The organism is Pseudarthrobacter sp. CCNWLW217 (genome assembly GCF_037203985.1).
Classification (GTDB): domain Bacteria; phylum Actinomycetota; class Actinomycetes; order Actinomycetales; family Micrococcaceae; genus Arthrobacter.
In genome coordinates, this window is the sequence record NZ_JBBCBT010000002.1 from 96483 (window position 1) to 118975 (window position 22493).

Annotated in this window: 24 protein-coding genes and 1 riboswitch; of the genes, 16 read left to right on the forward strand and 8 right to left on the reverse strand. The window is 66.3% G+C overall.

Annotation, left to right across the window (positions count from 1 at the left end; all coding sequences use genetic code 11):
• The first annotated feature begins 11 nt into the window (after positions 1–11).
• A riboswitch (TPP riboswitch) is annotated at positions 12–130 on the forward strand.
• From V9L18_RS03045 to V9L18_RS03060, 4 genes are all read left to right on the forward strand, one after another.
• Entirely contained in the window at positions 123–1463 is a 1341-nt protein-coding gene (locus tag V9L18_RS03045) for an FAD-dependent oxidoreductase (protein WP_337345708.1), read from the forward strand. (Overlaps the previous riboswitch by 8 nt.)
• Complete coding sequence (thiS, locus tag V9L18_RS03050; protein WP_337345709.1) at positions 1460–1696, forward strand: sulfur carrier protein ThiS; 237 nt, start codon at positions 1460–1462, stop codon at positions 1694–1696. Before V9L18_RS03045 ends, thiS begins: the two co-directional genes overlap by 4 nt.
• 3 nt (positions 1697–1699) lie before the next feature.
• Complete coding sequence (locus tag V9L18_RS03055; RefSeq protein ID WP_337345710.1) at positions 1700–2509, forward strand: thiazole synthase; 810 nt, start codon at positions 1700–1702, stop codon at positions 2507–2509.
• A gap of 61 nt (positions 2510–2570) precedes the next feature.
• Positions 2571–3236, forward strand: coding sequence for a 4a-hydroxytetrahydrobiopterin dehydratase (locus V9L18_RS03060; RefSeq protein WP_337345711.1), 666 nt, complete (start codon positions 2571–2573; stop codon positions 3234–3236).
• Between the two features lie 6 nt (positions 3237–3242).
• Here V9L18_RS03060 and V9L18_RS03065 read toward each other — a convergent pair whose 3' ends face one another.
• From V9L18_RS03065 to V9L18_RS03075, 3 genes are read right to left on the reverse strand one after another with little or no spacing between them, the layout of a single operon-like run.
• Positions 3243–3545 carry a hypothetical protein gene (locus V9L18_RS03065; protein ID WP_337345712.1) on the reverse strand — a complete coding sequence of 101 codons (303 nt, stop codon included), beginning with the start codon at positions 3543–3545 and terminating at the stop codon, positions 3243–3245.
• A 54-nt stretch (positions 3546–3599) separates the two neighbouring features.
• Complete coding sequence (locus tag V9L18_RS03070) at positions 3600–3824, reverse strand: DUF3107 domain-containing protein (protein ID WP_056343932.1); 225 nt, start codon at positions 3822–3824, stop codon at positions 3600–3602.
• Positions 3825–3874: 50 nt separating this feature from the next.
• Positions 3875–4540, reverse strand: coding sequence for a TetR/AcrR family transcriptional regulator (locus V9L18_RS03075; protein ID WP_337345929.1), 666 nt, complete (start codon positions 4538–4540; stop codon positions 3875–3877).
• An 84-nt stretch (positions 4541–4624) separates the two neighbouring features.
• Here V9L18_RS03075 and moeB point away from each other — a divergent pair, with 84 nt between their 5' ends.
• Positions 4625–5824, forward strand: a complete 1200-nt coding sequence (gene moeB / locus V9L18_RS03080; RefSeq protein WP_337345713.1) for a molybdopterin-synthase adenylyltransferase MoeB — start codon at positions 4625–4627, stop codon at positions 5822–5824.
• A 70-nt stretch (positions 5825–5894) separates the two neighbouring features.
• Here the strand turns inward: moeB and V9L18_RS03085 are convergent, their stop codons facing one another.
• Positions 5895–7208 carry a glutamyl-tRNA reductase gene (locus V9L18_RS03085; RefSeq protein ID WP_337345714.1) on the reverse strand — a complete coding sequence of 438 codons (1314 nt, stop codon included), beginning with the start codon at positions 7206–7208 and terminating at the stop codon, positions 5895–5897.
• 159 nt (positions 7209–7367) lie between these two features.
• On the opposite strand from V9L18_RS03085, the gene hemE reads away from it, so the two are divergent.
• The 10 genes from hemE (at position 7368) to hemL (ending at position 18346) form a co-directional block, all read left to right on the forward strand.
• On the forward strand, positions 7368–8486 hold the full coding sequence (hemE, locus tag V9L18_RS03090) for a uroporphyrinogen decarboxylase (RefSeq protein ID WP_337345715.1): 1119 nt from the start codon (positions 7368–7370) through the stop codon (positions 8484–8486).
• Between the two features lie 4 nt (positions 8487–8490).
• Positions 8491–10005 (forward strand): protoporphyrinogen oxidase, encoded by a 1515-nt coding sequence (gene hemG / locus V9L18_RS03095; RefSeq protein ID WP_337345716.1) that lies wholly within the window; start codon positions 8491–8493, stop codon positions 10003–10005.
• Between the two features lie 101 nt (positions 10006–10106).
• Positions 10107–10871 carry a hypothetical protein gene (locus V9L18_RS03100; RefSeq protein ID WP_337345717.1) on the forward strand — a complete coding sequence of 255 codons (765 nt, stop codon included), beginning with the start codon at positions 10107–10109 and terminating at the stop codon, positions 10869–10871.
• Positions 10872–10993: 122 nt separating this feature from the next.
• Entirely contained in the window at positions 10994–11695 is a 702-nt protein-coding gene (gene hemQ, locus V9L18_RS03105) for a hydrogen peroxide-dependent heme synthase (RefSeq protein ID WP_337345718.1), read from the forward strand.
• Positions 11692–12957 (forward strand): ferrochelatase, encoded by a 1266-nt coding sequence (locus tag V9L18_RS03110; RefSeq protein ID WP_337345719.1) that lies wholly within the window; start codon positions 11692–11694, stop codon positions 12955–12957. Before hemQ ends, V9L18_RS03110 begins: the two co-directional genes overlap by 4 nt.
• A complete protein-coding gene (gene hemC / locus V9L18_RS03115; protein WP_337345720.1) occupies positions 12954–13952 on the forward strand; it encodes a hydroxymethylbilane synthase in 999 nt (332 codons plus the stop codon). The genes V9L18_RS03110 and hemC overlap by 4 nt, the downstream gene beginning before the upstream one ends.
• Positions 13953–13987: 35 nt before the next feature.
• Complete coding sequence (locus V9L18_RS03120; protein ID WP_337345721.1) at positions 13988–14920, forward strand: uroporphyrinogen-III synthase; 933 nt, start codon at positions 13988–13990, stop codon at positions 14918–14920.
• Complete coding sequence (gene hemB, locus V9L18_RS03125) at positions 14917–15900, forward strand: porphobilinogen synthase (RefSeq protein ID WP_337345722.1); 984 nt, start codon at positions 14917–14919, stop codon at positions 15898–15900. The genes V9L18_RS03120 and hemB overlap by 4 nt, the downstream gene beginning before the upstream one ends.
• Positions 15897–17009 (forward strand): LLM class flavin-dependent oxidoreductase, encoded by a 1113-nt coding sequence (locus V9L18_RS03130; protein WP_337345723.1) that lies wholly within the window; start codon positions 15897–15899, stop codon positions 17007–17009. Before hemB ends, V9L18_RS03130 begins: the two co-directional genes overlap by 4 nt.
• Before the next feature lie 5 nt (positions 17010–17014).
• Positions 17015–18346 (forward strand): glutamate-1-semialdehyde 2,1-aminomutase, encoded by a 1332-nt coding sequence (hemL, locus tag V9L18_RS03135; protein WP_337345724.1) that lies wholly within the window; start codon positions 17015–17017, stop codon positions 18344–18346.
• Positions 18347–18449: 103 nt separating this feature from the next.
• Here the strand turns inward: hemL and V9L18_RS03140 are convergent, their stop codons facing one another.
• The 4 genes from V9L18_RS03140 to V9L18_RS03155 form a co-directional block, all read right to left on the reverse strand.
• Entirely contained in the window at positions 18450–19187 is a 738-nt protein-coding gene (locus tag V9L18_RS03140; protein ID WP_337345725.1) for an amino acid ABC transporter ATP-binding protein, read from the reverse strand.
• Positions 19184–19948 (reverse strand): amino acid ABC transporter permease, encoded by a 765-nt coding sequence (locus V9L18_RS03145; RefSeq protein ID WP_337345726.1) that lies wholly within the window; start codon positions 19946–19948, stop codon positions 19184–19186. The genes V9L18_RS03140 and V9L18_RS03145 overlap by 4 nt, the downstream gene beginning before the upstream one ends.
• 17 nt (positions 19949–19965) lie before the next feature.
• The gene (locus V9L18_RS03150) at positions 19966–20901 is read right to left on the reverse strand and encodes an ABC transporter substrate-binding protein (RefSeq protein ID WP_337345727.1); all 936 of its coding nucleotides are present in this window, start codon (positions 20899–20901) and stop codon (positions 19966–19968) included.
• 308 nt (positions 20902–21209) lie between these two features.
• A complete protein-coding gene (locus V9L18_RS03155) occupies positions 21210–21920 on the reverse strand; it encodes a 3'-5' exonuclease (RefSeq protein WP_337345728.1) in 711 nt (236 codons plus the stop codon).
• A 131-nt stretch (positions 21921–22051) separates the two neighbouring features.
• Between V9L18_RS03155 and V9L18_RS03160 the strand changes: the two genes are divergently transcribed.
• A complete protein-coding gene (locus V9L18_RS03160; RefSeq protein ID WP_337345729.1) occupies positions 22052–22468 on the forward strand; it encodes an MGMT family protein in 417 nt (138 codons plus the stop codon).
• Positions 22469–22493: the final 25 nt, after the last annotated feature.

Here is a 22493-nt window from a genome sequence, read left to right on the forward strand (position 1 = left end):
CCTCTAAACTGGGCAGGTACTGCGGGAGCCCGCGGCAGCTGTCATAAAGCGCCGGGCTGAGAGGGCGTCAGAGCCGACCGCTTGACCTGATCCGGCTAGTACCGGCGTAGGGAAGGAACCACATGATACCGCCAACCGGCAGTCCGTCCGCCGGCGCTCCCAGTGACGCTCTCGCCGACCTCTCTGCTGACGTCGCCGTTATCGGCGGGGGTGTGATCGGGCACGGCATAGCCTGGGAAGCCAGGCGCTCGGGCCGTTCTGTGGTTGTGATTGATGATGCCCCCGGTTCCGGCGCCTCCTGGGCTGCGGCAGGCATGCTCGCCCCGGTAAGTGAGTTGCACTACCAGGAGGAAGAACTCCTGGAGCTGATGCTTGAATCGTCCCGGCTGTGGCCGGCCTTCGCGGCGGACCTGGCCCGGGACGTTCCCGGCGATGCAGGGTACCTGCCCACCCCCACGCTGGCCGTCGGCGCGGACGCGGCCGACCGCCGTGCGCTGATGGACCTCCGATCAGTCCAGCGGGCCCACGGGCTGGACGTTGAACCACTGACGGTGCGCGAAGCCCGCAGCCGCGAAGCCCTCCTGAGCCCCGCGATCTCCTGCGCCCTGGACATTCCCGCTGACCACCAGGTGGACCCGCGGAAGCTGGTGGCGTGCCTGCGGGAGGCTTTGGCCAGCCACAGGGAGGATTCAGGATCCGCCGTCGCAGGAGCCGAACACGGATTCGCCGTTGCCGACCGTGCGTCGTCGCTGGCCTGGAAAGACGGCCGGGTCGCCGGTGTCCGGCTGGCCGGTGGGGGCTCGGTGACCGCCAGCGAAACCATCGTGGCCAACGGGCTTGGAGCGGCGTCGTTGGGCGGGCTGCCCGATGGACTCCAGCTGCCGCTGCGCCCCGTGCACGGCGACATTCTCCGGCTGCGCGTCCCGGAGCATCTCCGCCCTCTGGTCACCGCCACTGTCCGCGGACTGGTCCACGGTGTTCCCGTCTACATCGTTCCAAGGCGTGACGGCACTGTGGTCATCGGTGCCACCCAGCGCGAGGACGCGTTGGCAGCCTCCAGTCCGGAGCGCCGCCAGGACGGCACAGGAACGTCGGCTGGCGGCGTCTCGGCAGGCGGCGTCTCGGCAGGCGGCGTCTACCAGCTGCTTCGCGATGCCCAGGTCCTGGTGCCGGCGGTCGCCGAGCTGGAACTGCTGGAAAGTACAGCCCGGGCGCGTCCTGCTACGCCGGATAACGCTCCATTGCTGGGCCGCGTCCACCTCCCAGGGAACCACGGACCGGTGGATGGCCTGATCGTGGCGACGGGTTTTTTCCGCCACGGTGTGCTGTTGACACCTGCAGCCGCCGCCATCTGCCGGGACCTCATGGATGGACGCACAGACCCGCGCTGGCTCCCGTTCAGTCCGGCCAGATTCTCCACACGCCGTGCCGCCATCCTCCAACCCACCAAGGAAACAGCATGAACATCACCCTCAATGGTTCGCTGCACAGCGTGTCCGACGGCGCGTCAATTACCACCCTGGTCAGCCAGGTCACTGGCCGTCCCCTGGCTGCGAACGGGCAGGCTACCGACGGGCAAAAACTGGGTGTGGCAGTGGCACACAACTCCGAAGTAGTACCCCGCAGCCAGTGGTACGTCACGGCACTCGCCGAAGGTGACGACGTCGAACTGGTCACAGCAGTCCAGGGAGGCTGAACCATGACCGAAACCATCAATACCGTTAACCCGACCGGGCACCCGGACGCGCTCGTGATCGACGGCGTCGAGCTCGGCTCCCGCCTGATCATGGGCACCGGCGGCGCGCCAAGCCTTGATGGGCTGGGCGCGGCCCTGCTGGCCTCCGGGACGGAGCTGACCACCGTGGCCATGCGGCGATACTCGCCAGCCGAAACCGGCTCCCTTTTCCAGCTCCTGCTGGACCATGGCATCCGGGTCCTGCCCAACACTGCCGGCTGCTTCACTGCGCGGGATGCCGTGATGACGGCTGAACTTGCCCGCGAGGCGCTGGAAACAGACTGGGTCAAGCTTGAGGTCATCGCCGACGAACAGACCCTCCTGCCGGACGCCGTTGAGCTCGTGGACGCGACTGAACAGCTCGTCAACCGGGGCTTCAAGGTGTTCGCCTACACCAATGACGACCCCGTCCTGGCCCTGCGGCTCGAAAACCTCGGCGCGACGGCGGTCATGCCACTGGGATCGCCCATCGGCACCGGGCTGGGCATCCTCAACCCGCACAACATCGAACTCATCGTGTCCCGCGCGTCGGTGCCCGTGGTACTGGACGCCGGCATAGGGACTGCCTCGGACGCTGCCCTTGCCATGGAACTGGGTTGCGACGCCGTCCTGCTGGCTACCGCTGTCACCCGCGCCCAGAACCCGGCACTCATGGGGGAGGCCTTCAAACACGCTGTGATCGCCGGTAGGCTGGCGAAAGCGGCCGGGCGGATACCGCGCCGTGAGCACGCCCTGGCATCCTCAGCCATGGAAGGCCGGGCAGAGTTCCTCTGACCCGATTCCGCCGCGGCCGGCCACCAGGCGTGCCCTCAAGGATCAACCCGAGGAGCCAGCCGTGGCGGGCACTGAAGACACACTCAGCAGGTCAGCCATCGATGAAGCGCTGGCTGGCCTCCCGGACTGGCGGTACCGCCTCGGCGGGTTCGTGACTGTGTTTAAAACGCAGACGGCGGCCGCGGCCTTGCAGCTGATAGCCGACGTCGGACGCCTCGCCGAAGAACAAAACCACCACCCGGACCTCGACTGGCGATACAACCGTGTGTTCCTGCGGTACACCTCCCATGACGCTGGCGGCGTGGTGACTTCCCGGGATGTGAGGGCGGCTGGTGCGGCGAGTGCTGCCGCAGCAGCCGCCGGAGCAACAGCGGAACCGGGACTGCATCGGACCGTTGAGGTGGGAATCGACACGACGGACGCCGCTGAAATCTCCGAGGTGTGGCGCGTCGCACTGGGATACAAGAAGGGCCCCGGCACGGACCTGGTGGATCCTCACGGACGCGGCCCGTCAGTGTGGTTCCAGGAGACGCCCACCCCCAACAGCAGCAGGATGCACCTGGACATCCATCGAAGCCGCGCGGAGTCGGGTGCTGTCCTGGAGAAGACTGTGGCTACCGGAGCGTTAATGAACCGTGACCACGCACCCAATTGGGTGGTGGTCACGGATTCACAGGGAAACCGGCTCTGCCTGTGCACGGAGGCAGGACGTCAGCCGGCGGGTTGAGCCTGGCTACAGCTTGAGCGCCGCCGTCAGCCGCAAGGTGTCGTAGTGCGACCTGGTGCGTCCGAGGTACACCGCAGCACCCACCGCGGCCGCTGACCCCAGCACCATGGGCAGCACCCACGGAATCCAAGTGAGGCCCGGCTGGTAGCCGAAGCCTGCGGCAATGAAGATGATCCAGCTCAGCGCGCCGACCGCCGCGGCAACCCCGGCGGGCACCCCCATGCCGTACTTGGCGTGCCGTTTGTCATTGGCCCAGACAATAAAGCCTGCGGCCACGGTCACCAGTACAACAATCGTCAGCGAAAGCATCGAATCTCCTCAAAAGCTACGGATATCCGCCGGATTTTGGCGGTGGGTCGGCTGCTAGAACTGCCCGAAGCCGACCTTGCGGGCTTCTTCCGCGCCGATTTCGACGTAGCCCAGGGCGTTTCCGGGAACGATGATAATGCGTCCTTTGTCGTCCTTCAGGCGGAGTTCGGTGCCCTTGGTGATGGCTTCTTCAACGACCGTAGCCACGGCATCAGCGTCCTGCGCCGATTCCAGCACGATTTCGCGGCCAATGTTCTGAATGCCGATCTTAATTTCCAAAAGGGGGCCTCCCAGCCAATCAAAGTTTCTTGGGTTCTCTTATTTGTAGTCTAGGTCTCTTTGGGGAAGCGAGAGATTCCGCGCCAAGCTAAACGGTAGATGAGGTCGCTGGCCACATCGAGGTCAAGGTTGCCGTCGGTTTCCAGCCAGTACCGGGCGCTGACCTGGGCCATCCCCGCCAGGCCCCGCCCCAGGAGCTGTGCTTCCAGATGGGGCAGCTTGGTGTCCTCGGCAATAACCCGGGCGACGGCGTCGGCGAATGTTTTGTTGAAGGTCTCAAGGCGGGAGCTGACGTCGGGATCGTTGATGAGGTCCGACTCGAAAACCAGGCGGTGGGCCTGGTCGTCGCTGGCAATGAACCGGTAATAGGCGCGCATCACGGCCTGGACGCGTTCTTTATTGTCAACCGTGGAGCTGAGGGCCCCGAGCATCAGGTCCGTGAGCGAGCTGAGATGGCTGTCCAACAGGGCCAGGTACAGCTCGCGTTTGGAGGGAAAGTGCTGGTACAGCACGGGTTTGCTCACATGGGCTGTTTCGGCGATTTCATCCATGGCGGCGCCGTGGTAGCCGTTGGCGACAAAGACTTCCTGGGCCGCTGTGAGGAGCTGTGCCCGGCGTTCATCCCGGGGAAGTCGGGCGGACCGCTGGCCCGCGGTGCGTTGAGGTGCCGGCGGTTCGCCGACGGACGCCCGGTCAGCCCGTGCTTCGTGGACCACAGTTGCCCTACTTTCCATTGCAGTTACCTCCACTTTACTGCGGGGTAATATGACCTCGCGGTATCTCGGGGCATACATTGAAGTATGGCTTCGACATTCACCGCAAATGTTTCCTCTATTTCGCTTGAACCGCTGGTGGAGCCCGCGGGTGATTTGACCCCAGCCGAGGTGGAGCGCTATTCACGGCACCTCATCATTCCCGAGATCGGTGCCCTCGGACAGCGGCGGCTAAAAAACGCGAAAGTGCTTGTCATCGGGGCCGGGGGGCTGGGTTCGCCGGCGCTTCTCTATCTCGCCGCGGCCGGCGTGGGGACCCTGGGGATCATCGACGACGACGACGTTGACCTCAGCAACTTGCAGCGCCAGGTGATCCACGGCGTGGCCGATGTGGGACGGCCCAAGATTGAATCTGCCCGCGATGCGATCGCGGCACTGAACCCGCTGGTGGACGTCCGCCTGCACAACGTCCGGCTGGACTCCTCCAACGCGCTGGAGCTGTTCGCGGAGTATGACCTGATCCTCGACGGGGCGGATAACTTTGCCACCCGCTACCTGGTGAACGACGCCGCGGCCATCCTGGGCAAACCCTACGTGTGGGGATCGATCTTCCGCTTCGACGGCCAGGTGAGCGTGTTCTGGGAAAAGCACGGACCCACCTACCGCGATCTATACCCGGAGGCGCCGCCGGCGGGGTCCGTGCCGTCGTGCGGCGAGGGTGGCGTGTTCGGCATGCTCTGCGCCGCCGTCGGCTCGCTCATGGTCACAGAGGCAGTGAAGCTGATCACCGGCGTCGGGCGTTCACTCCTGGGCCGCGTGGCACTGTTCGATGCGCTGGGCGGAAGCTGGCGCGAGATCCGCGTCTCCAAGGACCCTGCTGCGGAACCCATTACGGAACTGACGGATTATGAGGCCTTCTGCGGCATCACGCCAGCCGCCTCAGCGGACAACGAGCACAGCATTACGGCGACCCAGTTGGCCACCATGCTGGCGTCCCGTAAGGCGGGCCTGAAGGATTTCGACCTCGTGGATGTCCGGGAAACCGGCGAACACGACATCGTCAGCATCGACGGCTCCGTGTTGATCCCGCAGGGCAGGATCCTCGCCGGTGAGGCCTGGGTTGAGCTGCCGCAGGACAAGGAGATCGTATTCCACTGCAAGTCGGGTGCGCGTTCGGCCAATGTCCTGGAAGCGGCCCGGAAGGCCGGTTACCAGCGGGTCAGCCATCTCGACGGCGGAATCCTGGCGTGGGTGCGCGACGTGGAGCCGCAGAAGCCCGTCTACTAGCCCGTTGCGCTATCACTTTTGGTCGCCAAACCGGTGGTTTGAGAGCTAAAAGTGATAGGGCAACGCCGGGTCAGGCGCTTTCCAACCCCTTGTGGTCCACCGGGCATTCGACCTGCGCTGCGGCGGCAGGCTGCTCCACGGTGATGCCGTAGAGGGTTTCGAGCGCAGTCACGTAGTCGTCCTGCTGGCCGTTGGCCGCCAGTTCGCGGGCGCGGACGGTGGGGACGTGCAGCAACTGCTTGACCATCCTGCGGAGCGCGAACTCTACTTCCTCCGCCGCCGCGGTGCAGCCGTGGCGGGCACGGACCTTCTCCATCTCGGCGTCCAGGACGTTCATGGTGTGCCTGCGCAATGCCACGATGGCGCTATCCACCGAGCGGGCCTCCCGTTCCTGCTCGAACGCCTTGGCCGCGCCTGACACAATGCCGCTGGCCTGGGTGAGGGACTCGGCCTGTTCCTGGGGTGCAGCCAGGCGCACGGATTCCAGCGTCAGCAGTTCGACGCCGTCGAGCCCGCCTACTTCCGGGTCAAAATCATGGGTGAGGGCGAGGTCGATGGCGATCAGCGGCTGCGGTGATCCGGCCCGGACCTGGGCCAGTTCGTCTGCCTCGACACGGGTGTCCGAGCCGCTGCAGCCGATCATGACGTCGGCCGCCGCAACGGCTGCGGGCAACGATTCACTGTCCAGTGCCGTCCCGCCGCGGGTGGCCACAAAGCCTTCGGCCCGGCCGGACGAGGAGAACACCGAGATGTCGGTGCAGCCCCGCTCGCGGAGTAGCGCCATGGTGGCGCCGGCGTAGGCCCCTGTGCCGAACACCACAACCTTCTTGGCTGACCAGTCCGGGTTTTCGGATAGGTCCGTGGCCAGGTCCAGTGCCACCGAGACGATGGACAGGCCCCGGGAGCCGAGGGCGGTCTGCGCCCCGACATCCTTGGCCGTCTTGGATGCGGCCTGGAACAGCCGGACGAGGCCCGGGCTGGCGGTGCCCTCGTGCTGGGCGGTGATCAGGGCGCGGCGGACCTGCCCTGCGATTTCGCGCTCGCCTACCACGGCTGAGTCCAGCCCGGCGCTGACGGCGAATAGGTGTTGGGTGACTTCGGGGCCGGTCCGGGTGCTGAAGGAGCGGGAAACGAGCTGTTCGTTGAGGCCGCTGAGGTCGCTGATCTGGGACACCAGGGCCGCACGGGCGGCCTCCACGTCATCTGCGTGGGGCGCTTCACCGTAGATTTCGTAGCGGTTGCAGGTGGCAAGCACCACCGCACCCGTCACTGCCGGCGATCCGGAGAGTGCGGATGTGGCGATCCCGGAAGCACCGTTGCTCAACTGAGCAACGGTCTCAAGGTCGATGTCGGCGTGTGTAGCCACCAATGAAAAAAGAACCACAGCAGATCAATCATAGCTTTTTCGTGCCGCGGTAGAACAACCCGGGATGCGGGTGCGGACGGCCCGGGGCTGTGATTCCCGCCACGGAGCCATCCGGGCCGCTGTGGGTGACAGTCTGTCGTTATCTTTTAGGGCCAATTTTGGGGGACAATCGATGGCATGACTTCCAGTTCCGCTGTGTCCAATGCCGTGCCTAGTGCCCTGTCCCACGACAGCGCCCTCGCTGCCGGCCACCCACTCAGGGACGGCCGCACCGCAGATTCCCCGCTCATCACGGCTTACCGCGGCGGCAAGCCGTCACGCAGGCCGGTGTGGTTCATGCGGCAGGCGGGCAGGTCACTGCCGGAGTACCTGAAGGTCCGTGAAGGCGTGGCCATGCTTGACTCGTGCCTCCGGCCCGAGCTTGCATCCGAGATCACCCTGCAGCCGGTGCGCCGGCACGACGTCGATGCCGCGATTTTCTTTTCGGACATTGTGATTCCGCTGAAGCTTGCCGGCGTCGGCGTGGACATTGTGCCCGGCGTGGGTCCGGTGCTGGACAAGCCGGTCCGTACTGCTGAAGACGTTGCGGCCCTGCCGCAGCTGACCTGGGAAGCCCTGGAGCCTATCCGTGAAGCGGTCCGCCTGACGGTCGCCGAACTGGGCAAGACCCCCCTGATCGGCTTCGCCGGCGCGCCGTTCACCCTCGCCGCCTACATGGTGGAAGGCAAACCCTCACGCGACCACCTCGGCCCGCGCACCATGATGCACGCCGATCCTGAGACCTGGACGGCGCTGGCCAACTGGGCCGCCGACGCCTCAGGAATGTTCCTGCGCGCCCAGCTTGAGGCCGGCGCCTCCGCCGGACAGCTCTTTGATTCGTGGGCCGGGTCCCTGGGCCTGGCGGACTACACGAAATACGTCGCGCCCGCTTCTGCCCGGGCACTGGACCACGTCCGCCACCTGGGTGCCCCGCTGATCCACTTCGGGACCGGCACCTCGGAACTGTTGGTGGCCATGCGCGATGTCGGCGTGGACGTGGTGGGCGTCGACTACCGCCTTCCGCTCGATGAGGCGAACCGCAGGCTCGGCGGCACGGTACCGCTGCAGGGAAACCTCGATCCCGCCCTCCTTTCCGCCCCCTGGGAGGTGCTGGAGGCACACGTGCGCGAAGTCATCCAAGCCGGCTCAGCTGCGCCCGGCCACGTCCTCAACCTTGGCCATGGGGTGCCTCCGGAGACCGATCCCGCCGTCCTGACCCGGGTTGTTGAGCTCATTCATTCCATTTCCCCGGAATAGTCCCATGGGCACGGAACCGGACTCCCGGCAGCAGCCCGACGCGCAGGCCGGGGTGTCCCCGGCGGCCTTGGTGGTGGGCGGAGGGATATCCGGCCTCCTGGCCGCTCGGGAACTCGCCGCGGCGGGCCGTCGGGTCACTGTCCTGGAAGCCACCGACCACTGGGGTGGCTGCGTGGGAAGCCACACAGTTGCGGGCCTGTTGCTGGATAGCGGCGCCGAGTCCTTTGCTACCCGTTCCACCGCCGTGGCCGACCTCGCGACCGAGTTGGGGCTGGCCGGAAAGATCGTTACCCCACAACCTGGTGGCGCGTGGGTGCAGTTGCCCGACGGCCCCCGGGAATTGCCCAAGACGGGTGTCCTGGGCATCCCGGCCAATCCATGGGACCCCGAGGTCCGGCGCTCCCTGGGCCTGCTGGGTTCCCTGCGGGCCTCGCTGGACAGGATCCTGCCCGCCTCGATCGGGACAACGGCTGAGGTAACGAGCGTCTCCTCGCTCGTGCGTGCCCGCATGGGCCGCCGCGTCCTTGACCGGCTGGTCGCCCCTGTGGTCGGAGGCGTGCATTCCGCCGATCCTGGACTGCTGGACGTTGACATGGTGGCGCCAGGACTGCGCGCAGGGCTCCGCAGACACGGTTCACTCGCAGCCGCGGTCTCGGCGCAGCGGCGCGGCCCCATGCCGTCTGGACCGGGGGCGGGGCCAACAACAGCACAAACCACCGCGCCGGCCATCGTGCCAACCCAAGCCGCCAAGGCCGGATCCGCCGTCGCAGGCTTGGAGGGCGGTATGCACACGCTGGTTGCCGCCCTCGTATCGGACCTGCGGGCCCGCGGCGTGGCGCTGGTGAATGGTGCCCGCGCGCAACGGGCCATCCGGACGTCGGACGGCTGGCGCGTCACCGCGGATGAGACCGCTTACGACGCCGGCCTCCTCGTCGTGGCGCTCGACGGTCCGGCCGCCGTCGGGCTGCTGCAGGCTGCGGTCCCGGACCTGGCGGGGAAACAGCCTGCCGGCGGTCCCGACGTCAGGCTTGCCACGCTTGTGGTGGACGTCCCCGAACTGGACCGCCGGCCCCGGGGGACAGGCATCCTCGTGGCACCGCAGACTCCCGGAATTGAAGCCAAAGCACTGACGCATGCAACGGCGAAATGGGACTGGCTGGCCGCCGCTGCCGGCCCCGGAACACATGTTCTCCGGCTCTCATATGGCCGAATTGACGGCTCGGCCTCCGGCACGGGCGGTCCGGCAACCGACAATGACCTTCTTGCCTCGTCCCTACGTGATGCGTCGGCCCTGCTCGGTGTCCCCATCCGGCAGGAAGACCTTATTGGCTGGGACGTTGTGCGGTGGCAGGGGGCACTGCCGTTCGCTGCCGTCGGCCACAAGGCACGCGTGGCGGCCATCAGGACCATCTGTGCCCGCCAGGAGGGACTTGGCATCGTAGGAGGCTGGGTGGCAGGCAACGGGCTGGCCGCTGTGGTGGCAGACACCACGGAGCAGATCCGCAGCCTGCTGAGCTGAGGATCGCCCCAGTTCAGCCGGATATCAGCTGCTTAACCAGGCCCGCCACAGGCTATGTCCGACTTTCACATCCCCCGCCAGCGTGGCTAGGGTTGAGCACTATGGTGAATTACAGGTCCGAAATTTCACGTTCCCGGACCGGTATCCATGGGGGAGTCCGACGTGGCAGCGCCGCTGCCGCGATCGGTGCGGTACTGGTCCTCTCAGCGGGCGTTCCCGCGTCGCAGGCGGACGGAGGTTCCGGCTCCGGCGAACCCGACGTGCAGATCACGGGGAGCACACAGCTACCCGCGATCGGCGGGCTGCTGCAGGGCCTGCTCGGCGATGCGGCCCCCACCGCCCCGCAGCCCACGCCGGTCCCCGAGGCAACCACGGTCTCCCCGTCGACAACTCCTGTTCCGACAACCACAGTCCCGAACTCCCCGGCTCCGGCCCCCGCCGCGGGCGCGGCGGCTACCGGGTCCGCGACACCGGCGACCGCCACTCCACCCCTGCCCGCCGGCACGGCCACGCCGCTCCAGCAGCCTGGGGCCGGGCAGCCGGCGGCAGGGACCGCGCCGTCCGGGGACGCCGCTGCAGACGCGGGCGGAGCCGAAGGGGCGGAGGCACCAGCCGCCGGCCAGCCGGCCGTTGGGCCCGATGGAACACCGTCTGGAACACCGTCGCCGTCTGTCCGCGTACCGGCAGGCGCTGCCGCATCCCGCATCGGGGTTCCCCAAGCTCTTGGCGGAGCCGCCCGGAGCCGGCAGGAGATGACGGTCCCCGCGGAACCGGCGGCCGAGGGTGCCAAGGTATGGCTCGGCGTCGGCCTCGTTGCGACGGCCGGAGCAGCCGGACTCATCTTCACCCGCATCCGGCGGCTTTGAAGGTGCGGCACTGTGGTTTGACCCCGGGGCCTTTGTCCAAAAAATGTGATTATGAACACTTCTACGGCTTGTAGAACTCTCCGGTTTCGACTTGGCGAAGAGGAAGGGGCAAACTGGTAACCATGAGCCACACTTCTGCCGAATCTGTCACTAAAACCGAAGAATCAGCCGAGCAGTTTTTTACCCTCTGGACTGTCTTCAAGCGGTCAGCGGACGTCCTGCGCAGCGCCGATGCTGCCGATGATTTCGATGCCCTGCTGTCCCGCCTGGCCGAGGCCGGGGTGACCCACCGCGGAAGCTACGACGTCTCTGCCATGCGCGCCGATGCCGACGTGATGGTCTGGCTCCACGGCCCCAAGCCCGAAGCCCTGCAGCAGGCGATGCGCGATGTCCGCCGCAGCAAACTCTTCGCCGGAACGGAAATCGTCTGGTCCGCCATGGGCGTGCACCGCGAGGCGGAATTCGCCAAGAACCACACCCCCGCCTACTCGCGCGGCGTGGAACCGGCAGAGTGGCTCTGCGTCTACCCGTTTGTGCGCTCTTACGAGTGGTACATCCTGCCCGAGGCCGAGCGCGGCAAGATGCTGCGCGACCACGGCATGCTGGGCCGCGATTTCCCCCAGGTCATCTCCAACACCGTTTCGTCGTTCGCCCTGGGCGACTGGGAATGGATCCTGGGCCTGGAAGCACCGGAACTCGTGGATCTCGTGGACCTGATGCGGCACCTGCGCGCCACGGAGGCACGGAACCACGTCCGGGAGGAGATCCCGTTCTACACAGGCCGCCGCATCTCTGCAGCGGAGATCGCCGAGGTCCTCGCATGACCCCGTCACATCGCCAGGAAGGCTCAACCCTGACGGCGGTCAACCCCGTCACCGAAGCCGGCCGGATGGCTCCGAAGGACTACGACGCCGTCCTGCTCGCCTCCTTCGGCGGTCCCGAGGGCCAGGACGACGTCATTCCATTCCTCCGCAACGTCACCCGCGGCCGTGGCATCCCTGACGAGCGGCTCGAAGAAGTCTCCACGCACTACCGGGCCAACGGCGGCATCAGCCCCATCAACCAGCAGAACCGCGAACTCAAGGCAGCCCTGGAAGCCGAACTGGCAGCCCGCGGAATCGGCCTGCCAGTGCTGTGGGGCAACCGTAACTGGGACCCCTACATCCCGCAGACGCTGCAGCAGGCGTACGACGCCGGCCACCGCAAACTGCTGATGATCACCACGAGTGCCTACTCCTGTTACTCCAGCTGCCGCCAGTACCGCGAAGACATCGGCATGGCACTGACCGAGACAGGCCTGGACGGCCGGCTTGAGGTGGACAAGGTGCGCCAGTACTTCGACCACCCGGGCTTTGTGGAGCCCTTTGTTGAAGGCACCGCCGCTGGCCTGGCCGACGTCCGCGCACAGTTGGCCGCCGCGGGCACGCCTGACGCCCCCGTGCACATCCTGTTCGCCACGCACTCCATTCCCACGCGGGACGCCGAGGCGGCAGGACGGTCCGACGCCGAGCCACGCGAGTTCGAAGAAGGTTCGGCGTACGTGGCACAGCACCTCGCCACCGGCGCCGCCGTCATCAGCCGGGTTGAGGCCGAGTCAGGCCTCACCGCGCCTTGGTCACTCGTCTACCAGTCGCGGTCCGGCGCCCCGCACGTGCCGTGGCTGGAGCCCGACATCAACGACGCCATCGAGGAACTGGCCGGCCAGGGAATCAAGGGAATCGTGATTGTTCCGCTGGGCTTTGTCAGCGACCACATGGAGGTTGTCTGGGACCTTGACACCGAAGCCCTGGAAACCTGCCGCAACCTGGGCCTGGCCGCTACGAGGGTGCCCACACCCGGAACCCACCGCAAGTTCGTTGACGGGCTGGTGGACCTCATTTCGGAGCGGACGCAGTCCCACAACATCGCCGAGCGACCCGCGGTGACCGGCCTCGGCCCATGGTACGACGTCTGCCGGCCCGGCTGCTGCGCCAATTTCCGTGGCGAGAAGCCCACCATCGCTGGCGCTGACACCACTGTTGGCACCGGTCACGATCCGTACCCGGACGCCTCTGGCGTACCGGCCGGGGGAGCAGGCACCCAGTGACCGTCCGGATCGGGACCAGGGCCAGCAAGCTCGCCCTGACGCAAACACAGCAGACCGCGGACCAGTTGGCCGCCGTCGGCGGATTCCCTGTGGAACTGGTGCACGTCAGGACCGACGGCGATGTCCTCACGGGTTCGTTGTCGCAAATGGGCGGCACGGGCGTTTTTGTTGTTGCCCTCCGCGAAGCCCTCCTGCGTAACGAGTGCGACGTCGCCGTGCATTCGCTCAAGGATTTGCCTACCGGCGCGGCCGTGGGCCTGACGCTGGCTGCGACGCCCCGCCGCGTTGATGTCCGCGATGTGCTCTGCGCCCGCGACGGACTGAAGCTTGCCGACCTGCCGCAGGGCGCCACCGTTGGCACCGGCTCACCGCGACGCGCTGCCCAGCTCCGTGCTGCGCGGCCGGACCTGCAGATCCTGGACATCCGCGGCAACGTGGATACCCGCCTTGGCCGTGTGCCCGGCCTTCCCGGCAACGTAACGGACCAGGTTGTGCCAGGCAAGTCCTGCGACCTCGACGCCGTGGTCCTGGCTGCGGCAGGACTGGAACGCATCAGCAGGCTCGACGCCGTCACCGAATTCCTCGAAACCGACGTTATGCTGCCGGCCGCCGGACAGGGGTCGCTGGCGATTGAATGCCGCACGGCCGATGCTCCCCGTAAGGCGGGATCAACGGAAGGCTCCCAAGGTGTCCTCGCCCAGGCCCTCGCGGCACTTGATGATCCCGACACGAGGCTTGCCGTCACCGCCGAGCGGGCGCTGCTGGCCAGGCTTGAGGCCGGCTGCGCTGCCCCAGTGGGCGCCTACGCCTACCGCAAGGGAAGCATGCTTCACCTCGAAGCCGTGGTGTGCGCCGTGGACGGCACAGCGTCCGTCCGCGACAAACGGGCTACTGACGGGCTGACCGAAGTAGGGGCCACGCTTCTTGGCATCGAACTGGCCGAGGTCCTCCTTGCCGGCGGCGCCGCCGACATCGCAGACCTTCACGCCTCCTGACCTGCCCGTGGATACACTCCCCGGGACGGCCTGACATGGCGGGCCAGGACAAAAGTTCCCAGCAGGACCTGCAGCCGCTCGCGCACGCCCGGGTCCTGATCACCCGCAGCCCGGAGCGGTCGCCGACGCTGGTCGCGGCACTTGAGAAGGCGGGCGCCGAGGCGCTGCTGCTGCCGCTGATTGATTTTGAGCGAGCCGCGGACCAGCACTCCCTGGACGTCGCCTGCGACGCGCTGGCTGCCGGGGCCTTCGACTGGCTGGTGGTCAGCAGCGCCACCACGGTCCACGTCCTCCGCGATAAAGCCGCCGAGCGTGGCCTGACGCTCAGGGATTGGTTGCCAGCCACTACCAAGGTGGCTGCCATTGGCCAGGCCTCGAAAGGGATGCTCGAATCCGCAGGCGTTCCCGTGGCACTCACTCCGGCGGCTGCCCAGTCAGCAGCCGGACTGCTTGACGTGTGGCCCGCCGGGGCCGGCCGGGTGCTGCTGCCACAGGCCGATATCGCGGCCCCGCGCCTCGCTGAAGGGCTGAGGTCCTCAGGAGCGTCCGTCACTGTCGTCATTGCCTACCAGACCGTCGATTTCCCGGCGGATGCAGAACGGAGGCTGGCCGTCGATCCGTTGGCTGCCGACCCCGGGAAAAACAGCACCGCTGCACGCGTGGCCGTGCCGCCGTCGTACTCGATGCTGACTACGGAAGCCGCCCGGACCCAGATTGCGGCGGGCCGGCTCCACGCCGTTGTGGCGGCCTCGCCCAGCGCCGTACGTCGCATTAGGGCCGCACTTTCCCCGCTGCGGGACTGCCGGCTGGTCGCGATCGGACGTTCGACGGCGGACGAAGCCTCAGCACTCGGACTCGACGTTGCAGCCGTCGCGGCTGAGCCCACCCCCGCCGGACTCGTTGCCGCGGTTTGCGAAGCCCTGGATTCCCCGACCCAACCCGGACCACCTGTGGAGGACACACGATGAGCTTTCCCAATCAACGGCCCCGACGCCTCCGCACTACACCGGCGATGCGCAGGCTCACCGCGGAAACGCGGCTGGCCCCGGCCGAGCTCATCCTGCCGGCCTTCATCCGGGAAGGGCTCACCGAACCCAACCCCATCACGTCCATGCCGGGCGTGGTCCAGCACACCACGGACACCCTCAAGCGCGCTGCCGCCGAAGCCGTTGAACTGGGACTCGGAGGCATCATGCTCTTTGGCATTCCGGCGGTCCGGGACGCTGAGGGCACCGCCTCACTGGAACCGGACGGTGTGCTGAACAAGGCCATCCGGGACGTCCGCGCCGAAGTGGGTGACGGCCTGGTCATCATGAGTGACGTCTGCCTGGACGAGTTCACCGACCATGGGCACTGCGGCGTGCTCGATGCCGACGGATACGTAGACAACGACCGCACCGTGGAGATCTACGCTCGGATGGCGGTGGCACAGGCCGATGCCGGCGCCCATATGCTGGGCCCGTCCGGAATGATGGACGGCCAGATCGCAGCCATCCGCCAGGCGCTGGACGAAGCCGGACACAGCACCACCGCGGTGATTGCCTACGCAGCCAAGTACGCCTCCGCCTTCTACGGTCCCTTCCGCGAAGCCGTTGACTCCCAGCTGAAAGGCGACCGGCGGACGTACCAGATGGACGCCGGAAACCGGCGCGAGGCCATCCGGGAAGTGGAACTGGACCTCGCCGAGGGGGCTGACATCGTGATGGTGAAACCGGCCATGAGTTACCTGGACATCGTGGCCGACGTCGCCGCCATGAGCCCGGTTCCCGTGGCCGCCTACCAGATCTCCGGGGAGTACGCGATGATCGAAGCCGCCGCGGCCAACGGCTGGATCGACCGCCGTGCCGCCATCACCGAGTCCGTGCTGGGCATCCGGCGGGCCGGTGCGAACATGGTGCTGACCTATTGGGCTGCCGAGCTCGCCGGCTGGCTGAAGGAAACCCGGTGACTTCGCAGCCGGATTCCTCCCCGACCGCGGGTCCCACCGCGCCGGTAGCCGCTGACCGGATCCTGCTGGGACTGAACACCTTTGGCGACGTCGGCGAGAATCCGGACGGCAGCCCGCAGCCGCACGCCCAAGTGCTGCGCCAGCTGCTCGAGCAGGCGGAACTGGCTGACGCCGTCGGACTCCACGCATTTGGCGTGGGGGAGCACCACCGCAAGGACTTCGCCGTCTCCGCCCCGGAGGTTTTCCTCGCAGCCGCAGCGGCCCGGACCCACCAAATCCGGCTCGGATCTGCCGTCACGGTCCTGAGCTCGGATGACCCCATCAGGGTATTCCAACGGTTCTCGACGGTTGACGCCCTCTCCAACGGCCGGGCAGAGGTAATGCTGGGGCGCGGTTCCTTTGTCGAATCATTCCCGCTGTTCGGCCTGGACCTGGCTGACTACGAGGTCCTGTTCGAGGAGAAGCTTGAGCTGTTCGACAAGGTACGGTCCCAGCAGCCCGTCCACTGGGAGGGCCGGACCCGCCCGGCGCTGCACGGCCTGAGCGTCTACCCGCCGCTGGAACACCACCTGCTGCCCACGTGGATAGGCGTCGGGGGGACCACCGAATCAGTCCTTCGCTGCGCGCAGTACGGGTACCCCATCATCTTTGCCATCATCGGCGGCCAGCCGCGCGCCTTCCGCCCGCTGGCGGAGCTTTACCGGGAGGCGATGTCCCAGTACGGACACCCCCTTCAGCAGGTGGCAACCCACTCGCCCGGCCATGTGGGGCAGACCGATGAACAGGCCCGGGAGGAGTTCTTCCCCCACTGGCTGAAACTGCGGAACAGAATCGGCGCCGAGCGCGGCTGGGGACCAGCCGGGAAGCCGGAGTTCGACGCCCTCTGCGCCCCGGAGGGTGCCCTGTACGTGGGGTCGCCGGATACCGTGGCGCGCAAGATCGTCCGGCTGAAGGCGGACCTGGGTGTGGACCGATTTGACCTTAAGTACAGCAGCGGCCCGTTGCCGCACTCGGCCATGATGCGTTCCATCGAGCTCATGGGCACGGCGGTGGCGCCCCGCGTGTCGGAATTGCTCGGTAACTCACGTGCCGGCGAACTGAAAGAATAGGAACCATGACTTCCAGCAATCCTCGCAACGAGGAACTCTTCGACCGCGCCCGGCGGCTGATGCCCGGCGGCGTGAACTCTCCTGTCCGGGCCTTCGGCTCCGTGGGCGGAACCCCGCGGTTCATGGTATCCGCCAGCGGCCCTTACCTCACCGATGCCGACGGTAAAGAATACGTTGACCTGGTCTGCTCCTGGGGCCCGGCGCTCCTCGGCCATGCGCACCCCGCCGTGTTGGAAGCCGTCCATGCCGCAGTGGACCGCGGCCTGTCCTTCGGGGCCTCCACGCCGGATGAGGCCAACCTTGCAGCCATCGTGCAGGAACGCGTCCCGGCCGCGGAACGCGTCCGGATGGTGTCCACCGGCACCGAGGCCACTATGACGGCCGTCCGCCTGGCGCGTGGATTCACCGGACGCAACCTGATCATCAAGTTCGCAGGCTGCTACCACGGCCATCTCGATGGGCTCCTCGCCGCGGCCGGTTCAGGCGTCGCCACCCTGGCGCTGCCCGGTTCGGCCGGCGTCACCGAAGCCACCGCCGCTGAAACACTCGTCCTGCCGTATAACGATCTCGCCGCCGTCGAGGCCGCCTTTGCCAGCCACGGCGCCAACATTGCCGCGGTCATCACCGAAGCCGCCCCTGCCAACATGGGTGTGGTGACGCCCGCCGAAGGGTTCAACCTGGGCCTGTCCCGCATCACCCGCGAACACGGCGCGCTGCTGATCGTCGACGAAGTGCTGACTGGATTCCGGACGGGCTACTCCGGCTATTGGGGCCTCACCGGCGGCGCCTCCGACGCTGCCGAGCCGTGGACCCCTGACCTGCTCACCTTTGGAAAGGTGATCGGTGGCGGGATGCCGACGGCGGCACTGGGCGGGCGTGCCGACGTCATGGATTACCTCGCTCCCGTCGGCCCGGTCTACCAGGCCGGAACGCTGTCCGGGAATCCGGTAGCCATGGCCGCCGGCGTCGCCACGCTGACCCACGCCACCCAGGAGGTCTACTCGTTTATCGATGCGAGGTCGCTGGAACTTTCCTCGGCGCTGTCCGAGGCCCTGGACTCCGCCGGAGTGGACCACTCGATCCAGTTCGCCGGAAACCTGTTCTCGGTCGCGTTCGGGACGTCGGCCACCGGCGTCCACAACTACGCCGATGCCCAAGGCCAGGAAACCTTCCGCTATGCGCCCTTCTTCCACTCCATGCTGGAATCCGGGGTCTACCTGCCGCCCTCCGTGTTTGAGGCCTGGTTCCTCTCGGCCGCCCACGACGACGCCGCCGTGAACCGGATTTTCGACGCCCTCCCTGCCGCCGCAAAGGCAGCCGCGGCCGCGCAAGGCTAGTTCCGGCGTCGTTGTTTATAAGAAAATCCCCGTCTCCCGGACAAATCCCCGCTGCAAGCAAGGGGGATAAGTCCGGGAGGCGGGGATTTTCTGTGGGTGCCGCTTAGAGGACGTCCGAGAGGAAGCCCTTGAGCCGGTCCGTGCCGGGGGAGGTGAAGATCTGTTCGGGCGGACCCGACTCGACCACCACGCCGGCATCCATAAACGTCACGGTGTCTGAGACGTTGCGGGAGAAGCCCATCTCATGGGTCACTACCACCATGGTCATGCCACCCTTGGCGAGATCCGCCATCAATGCCAGGACTCCCTTGACGAGTTCGGGATCCAATGCGGACGTGGCCTCGTCGAAGAACATCACCTCGGGCTTCATGGCGAGGGCACGGGCGATCGCCACGCGCTGCTGCTGGCCACCCGAAAGGTTGGCCGGGCGCGCATCAGCCTTATGCTTTAGCCCCACGAGGTCCAGTTGCTCCAAGGCCTCGGCATGCGCTTGGTCCTTGGGCAGCTTCCGGAGCTTGCGCAGAGCCAGCGACACATTTTCCACAACGGTCTTGTGCGGGAACAGGTTGAACTGCTGGAACACCATGCCGATCCGCTGGCGCAGCTCGTCTGGGTTGTCCTTCAGGACAGACCGGCCGTCCAGGAGGATATCGCCCTGGTCCGGCTCGATCAGCCGGTTCATGACACGCAGCAGCGTGGACTTGCCGGAGCCGGAGGGACCGATCACCGAAGCCGTGGTGCCTTTCTCCACATGGAGATCGATGCCGCGGAGCACGTGGTTGTGGCCGAACGAGAGGTGCAGGTTCTTGCCGGTCAGGGTGCCGGAGGTAAATTCCGTCATGCCTGTGCCCCCTTGCCGATAGGTGCTGCCAACTCGTCCGGTTCCTTCTTTTCCGGCCTGCCCGTACGGAGCCGGTTATCGATGAAGTTCACGAAGTGGGTCAGCGGAACAGTAAGGATCAGGTACAAGAGGCCAGCGGCCACCAGCGGGGAGAGGTTCCCCGAGTTGGCCATGGCGTCGTTTCCAATCCGGAAGATCTCGCGCTCGGAGGCGGCCAGGCCCAGCATGAACACCAGCGAAGAGTCCTTGAGCAATGCGATGAACTGGTTCACCAAAGCAGGCAGTACCCGACGGATGCCCTGCGGTACCACCACCAGGCGCATCGAACTGCCGTAGCTGAACCCCAGAGCCCGGGATGCCTCCAGTTGCCCCTTCTCCACGCTCTGGATGCCCGAACGGAAGATCTCACCGATATAAGCGGCTGCGATGAGCGTCAGCGCCAGTACTCCCAAGGGATACGGGTTCCTCGAGCCCGTCAGTTCCCGGGCGAGCGGGCTGAGGCCTATCCCGATCACCAGGATCACCAGGATGGCCGGAAGGCCACGGAAGATGTCCGTGTAGATGCGTGCCACCCAGCGTGCCCCGGCATTGCGGGAAATGCCCATCAGGGCAAGCGCCAGGCCCAGCAGGGAGCCCAGGACAGCAGAGGTCACTGCCAGGATGATCGTGTTGGGCAGGCCAACCATGATCAGGGACGGCAGGACCTCCGCCATGGCACCCCAGTTGAAGAAGGTGTCGGCAAGTTGTTCCAGTGTGTCCATAGGGGCAGCGGCCCGGATCAGCTCTGGGGAACCGTGGCAGCCTTGCTGCCCGGCTTCCAGTCGCTCGGCATTTCGCGGTCCGGGTACCATTCCTTGGTCAGCTTGGACCAGGTTCCGTCTGCAATGACTGCATCAAGGCCCGAGTTCAGGGCATCGATCAGCGGCTTGTTGTCCTTGTTCACGGCGTACGCAGTGAAGTTCTGGGTGTTGACCACTGATTCGGCGATGACGGTGCCGTCGCCTTCCTTGACCTGGCCGGTGGCCTGCTGCGACGGAGCAACCCAGGCGTCGACCTGGCCGTTGCGGACGTTGGCGTACACGGTGTTGTAGTCCGGGAAGCGGATGGGTTCAAGCTTCAGCGTGTTCGTGACATAGTCATCCTGCACGGTGCCCTGGACCACTCCGATGCGGAGGCTGTCGTCGAGGTCTGCGAAGCCCTTGACGTCGCCGTCGGTCTTGGCAACCACGGCCATGAAGCCGAAGTCGTAACCGTTGGTGAAGCCGACGTTTTCACGGCGCTTGTCCGTGGTGGAGATGGAGGAGGATCCGACGTCGAACTGCTTGTTCTGGACCTGGGAGAGCAGGGCGGAAAAGTCGGTGGCAACGAACTCGACTTCGAGGCCAAGCTTGCCGGCGACGGCGCGCAGCAACTCGTTGTCGTAACCGGTGAACTTGCCGGAGGGGTCAAGGAAGATGTTCGGAGGGGCATCAGAGAGCGTGCCCACCTCAAGTTTGCCCTCGGTGTTCAAGCCAAGTTTGCTCTTGTCGATCTTCTCGATCGGGGTGACATCAGCGGTGGTGTACTTGTCCAGCGTCTGCTGATCGCTGCCGGCCAGGGCGTCCGTAGGGGTGCCGGCGGGCTGTGAAGAAGCCCCGCCGCAAGCCGCGAGGGAGGCGGCCAGGGCGATAGCCACAGGAACGCTGGTCAGCCATTTCATGGCTTTCGATTTCATCAGGTAGTCACTTTCATCTGAGTCATAAGTTCATCCCGGCCGCACCGCTGCACACGTCTCGCCGGGGGTCTGCCGCGCCAAGGGGACTGACGCTCAGGGCAGGGGACCGCAAAACTTAATCATCTCACTAAGGACTAAATCGGCGGATAGGTGAAGATGGGACGGTCAGGAGTACGTCTAGCCGAATATTGATCGGCCAGGCCGAGCGTGGGCCCCTTGCAGGGCTCGTCGCCGCCGCCATCGCCGAATCACCGGCTGGTCACAGCCTTCCATGCCGTAGGCGGCAATAAGTGTGAGTTAGCTCGCAGCTAGAAGTCGCCGCGGCTGGCATCTTCCGGCGGAAGCACCGGCCAGTCGCCTTCGATGACGGCTGCGGGCTTGGTCTTCCGCAGGTATCCCTGGAAATCAGCTGCCTGGCTAACGGCCCAGTCCACCTGGAGCTGATGAAGCTGGCTGGCCGGCATCCGCAGCTTGGGGAACTTGCCCGCCATCGCATCCAGCACCCTGAGCGTGGCCAGGGCATCCGCTGCGGAGGTGTGGGCGTTGTCCAGGTTGACCCCATACTCCTCGCACAGGGCGGTCAGCGTTCGTTTGCCCTTCCGGTACCGGTCCACCTGCTTGTTCATGATGTAGGGATCCAGGACCGGGAACCGGCTCAGCTGCTTCACGCCATACCTCGCCGATTCGGCCGCCAGCACGGTGAAGTCGTAACTGGCGTTGAATGCAATCACGGGAACGCCGGCATCAAAAAGCTCCTGCAGGACGGTGGCGAGCTCCCTGGTCACCTCATGCGCTGGCCTGCCTTCACGCCTTGCCTGCTCGGTGGTGACGCCGTGGACGTCGCTTGCTTCGGTGGGGATCTCGACCCCTGGGTCTGCCAGCCATTCGTGTTCCTTGATGACATCCCCCTGGTGGTCAACGACGGTCACCGACGCCGTGACGATGCGTGCAGCGCGGGAGTTCCGGCCTGTGGTCTCGAGGTCGAAGGCTGCGCGGGGGAGGGTGTTCCAAGTGCTCATGCTCCCACGCTAGCGGCCGGCACTGACAGTCTCTGGCAGCGCCCTCGGCGGGTCCGGGATTTCGTATCGTGCGGGGCTAGGGTGGGCACGGCATCGGCTAAGCGGACCCCTGGCACCGGTACGCTGGATCCATGCGGACGGAGTATGTTGAGGCGGTGCTGGCCGTGGTGGAGCTGGTGCCTCGGGGCGCCGTCGTTGCCTATGGCGACATCGCCGAATTGCTGGGAGCAGGCGGACCGCGGCAGGTGGGTGCTGTCATGAGCCACTACGGCAGCGGCGTGCCGTGGTGGCGGATCCTCAAAGCCAGCGGGCAGGCTCCCGACGGCCACGAAGCCGCAGCTCTTCGCCACTACCTGGACGAAGGAACACCCTTGCTGGGCAGCCACGACGAATTCCTTCGCACGGGTGAAGGCCGCTGGCGCGTCAACCTTGCCGCGGCCCGCTGGACTCCCACAGACGCCGAATTCGACCAGCTGGACGCCATTGCGGACCGGCTCGAGCGTGGGCTTCATAAATTGTCCGTGGCTGATGATGAAATGTCCGTGTGACGCTAACAAGCCTGCAGACGGACCT

Bases quoted from the DNA above. Each gene is read 5' to 3' on its own strand.
- V9L18_RS03045 (WP_337345708.1), top strand. From the start codon at position 123: ATGATACCGCCAACCGGCAGTCCGTCCGCCGGCGCTCCCAGTGACGCT.
- thiS (WP_337345709.1), top strand. From the start codon at position 1,460: ATGAACATCACCCTCAATGGTTCGCTGCACAGCGTGTCCGACGGCGCG.
- V9L18_RS03055 (WP_337345710.1), top strand. From the start codon at position 1,700: ATGACCGAAACCATCAATACCGTTAACCCGACCGGGCACCCGGACGCG.
- V9L18_RS03065 (WP_337345712.1), bottom strand. From the start codon at position 3,545: ATGCTTTCGCTGACGATTGTTGTACTGGTGACCGTGGCCGCAGGCTTT.
- moeB (WP_337345713.1), top strand. From the start codon at position 4,625: ATGGCTTCGACATTCACCGCAAATGTTTCCTCTATTTCGCTTGAACCG.
- hemE (WP_337345715.1), top strand. From the start codon at position 7,368: ATGACTTCCAGTTCCGCTGTGTCCAATGCCGTGCCTAGTGCCCTGTCC.
- hemG (WP_337345716.1), top strand. From the start codon at position 8,491: ATGGGCACGGAACCGGACTCCCGGCAGCAGCCCGACGCGCAGGCCGGG.
- V9L18_RS03100 (WP_337345717.1), top strand. From the start codon at position 10,107: ATGGTGAATTACAGGTCCGAAATTTCACGTTCCCGGACCGGTATCCAT.
- hemQ (WP_337345718.1), top strand. From the start codon at position 10,994: ATGAGCCACACTTCTGCCGAATCTGTCACTAAAACCGAAGAATCAGCC.
- V9L18_RS03110 (WP_337345719.1), top strand. From the start codon at position 11,692: ATGACCCCGTCACATCGCCAGGAAGGCTCAACCCTGACGGCGGTCAAC.
- V9L18_RS03120 (WP_337345721.1), top strand. From the start codon at position 13,988: ATGGCGGGCCAGGACAAAAGTTCCCAGCAGGACCTGCAGCCGCTCGCG.
- hemB (WP_337345722.1), top strand. From the start codon at position 14,917: ATGAGCTTTCCCAATCAACGGCCCCGACGCCTCCGCACTACACCGGCG.
- hemL (WP_337345724.1), top strand. From the start codon at position 17,015: ATGACTTCCAGCAATCCTCGCAACGAGGAACTCTTCGACCGCGCCCGG.
- V9L18_RS03140 (WP_337345725.1), bottom strand. From the start codon at position 19,187: ATGACGGAATTTACCTCCGGCACCCTGACCGGCAAGAACCTGCACCTC.
- V9L18_RS03145 (WP_337345726.1), bottom strand. From the start codon at position 19,948: ATGGACACACTGGAACAACTTGCCGACACCTTCTTCAACTGGGGTGCC.
- V9L18_RS03150 (WP_337345727.1), bottom strand. From the start codon at position 20,901: ATGAAATCGAAAGCCATGAAATGGCTGACCAGCGTTCCTGTGGCTATC.
- V9L18_RS03155 (WP_337345728.1), bottom strand. From the start codon at position 21,920: ATGAGCACTTGGAACACCCTCCCCCGCGCAGCCTTCGACCTCGAGACC.
- V9L18_RS03160 (WP_337345729.1), top strand. From the start codon at position 22,052: ATGCGGACGGAGTATGTTGAGGCGGTGCTGGCCGTGGTGGAGCTGGTG.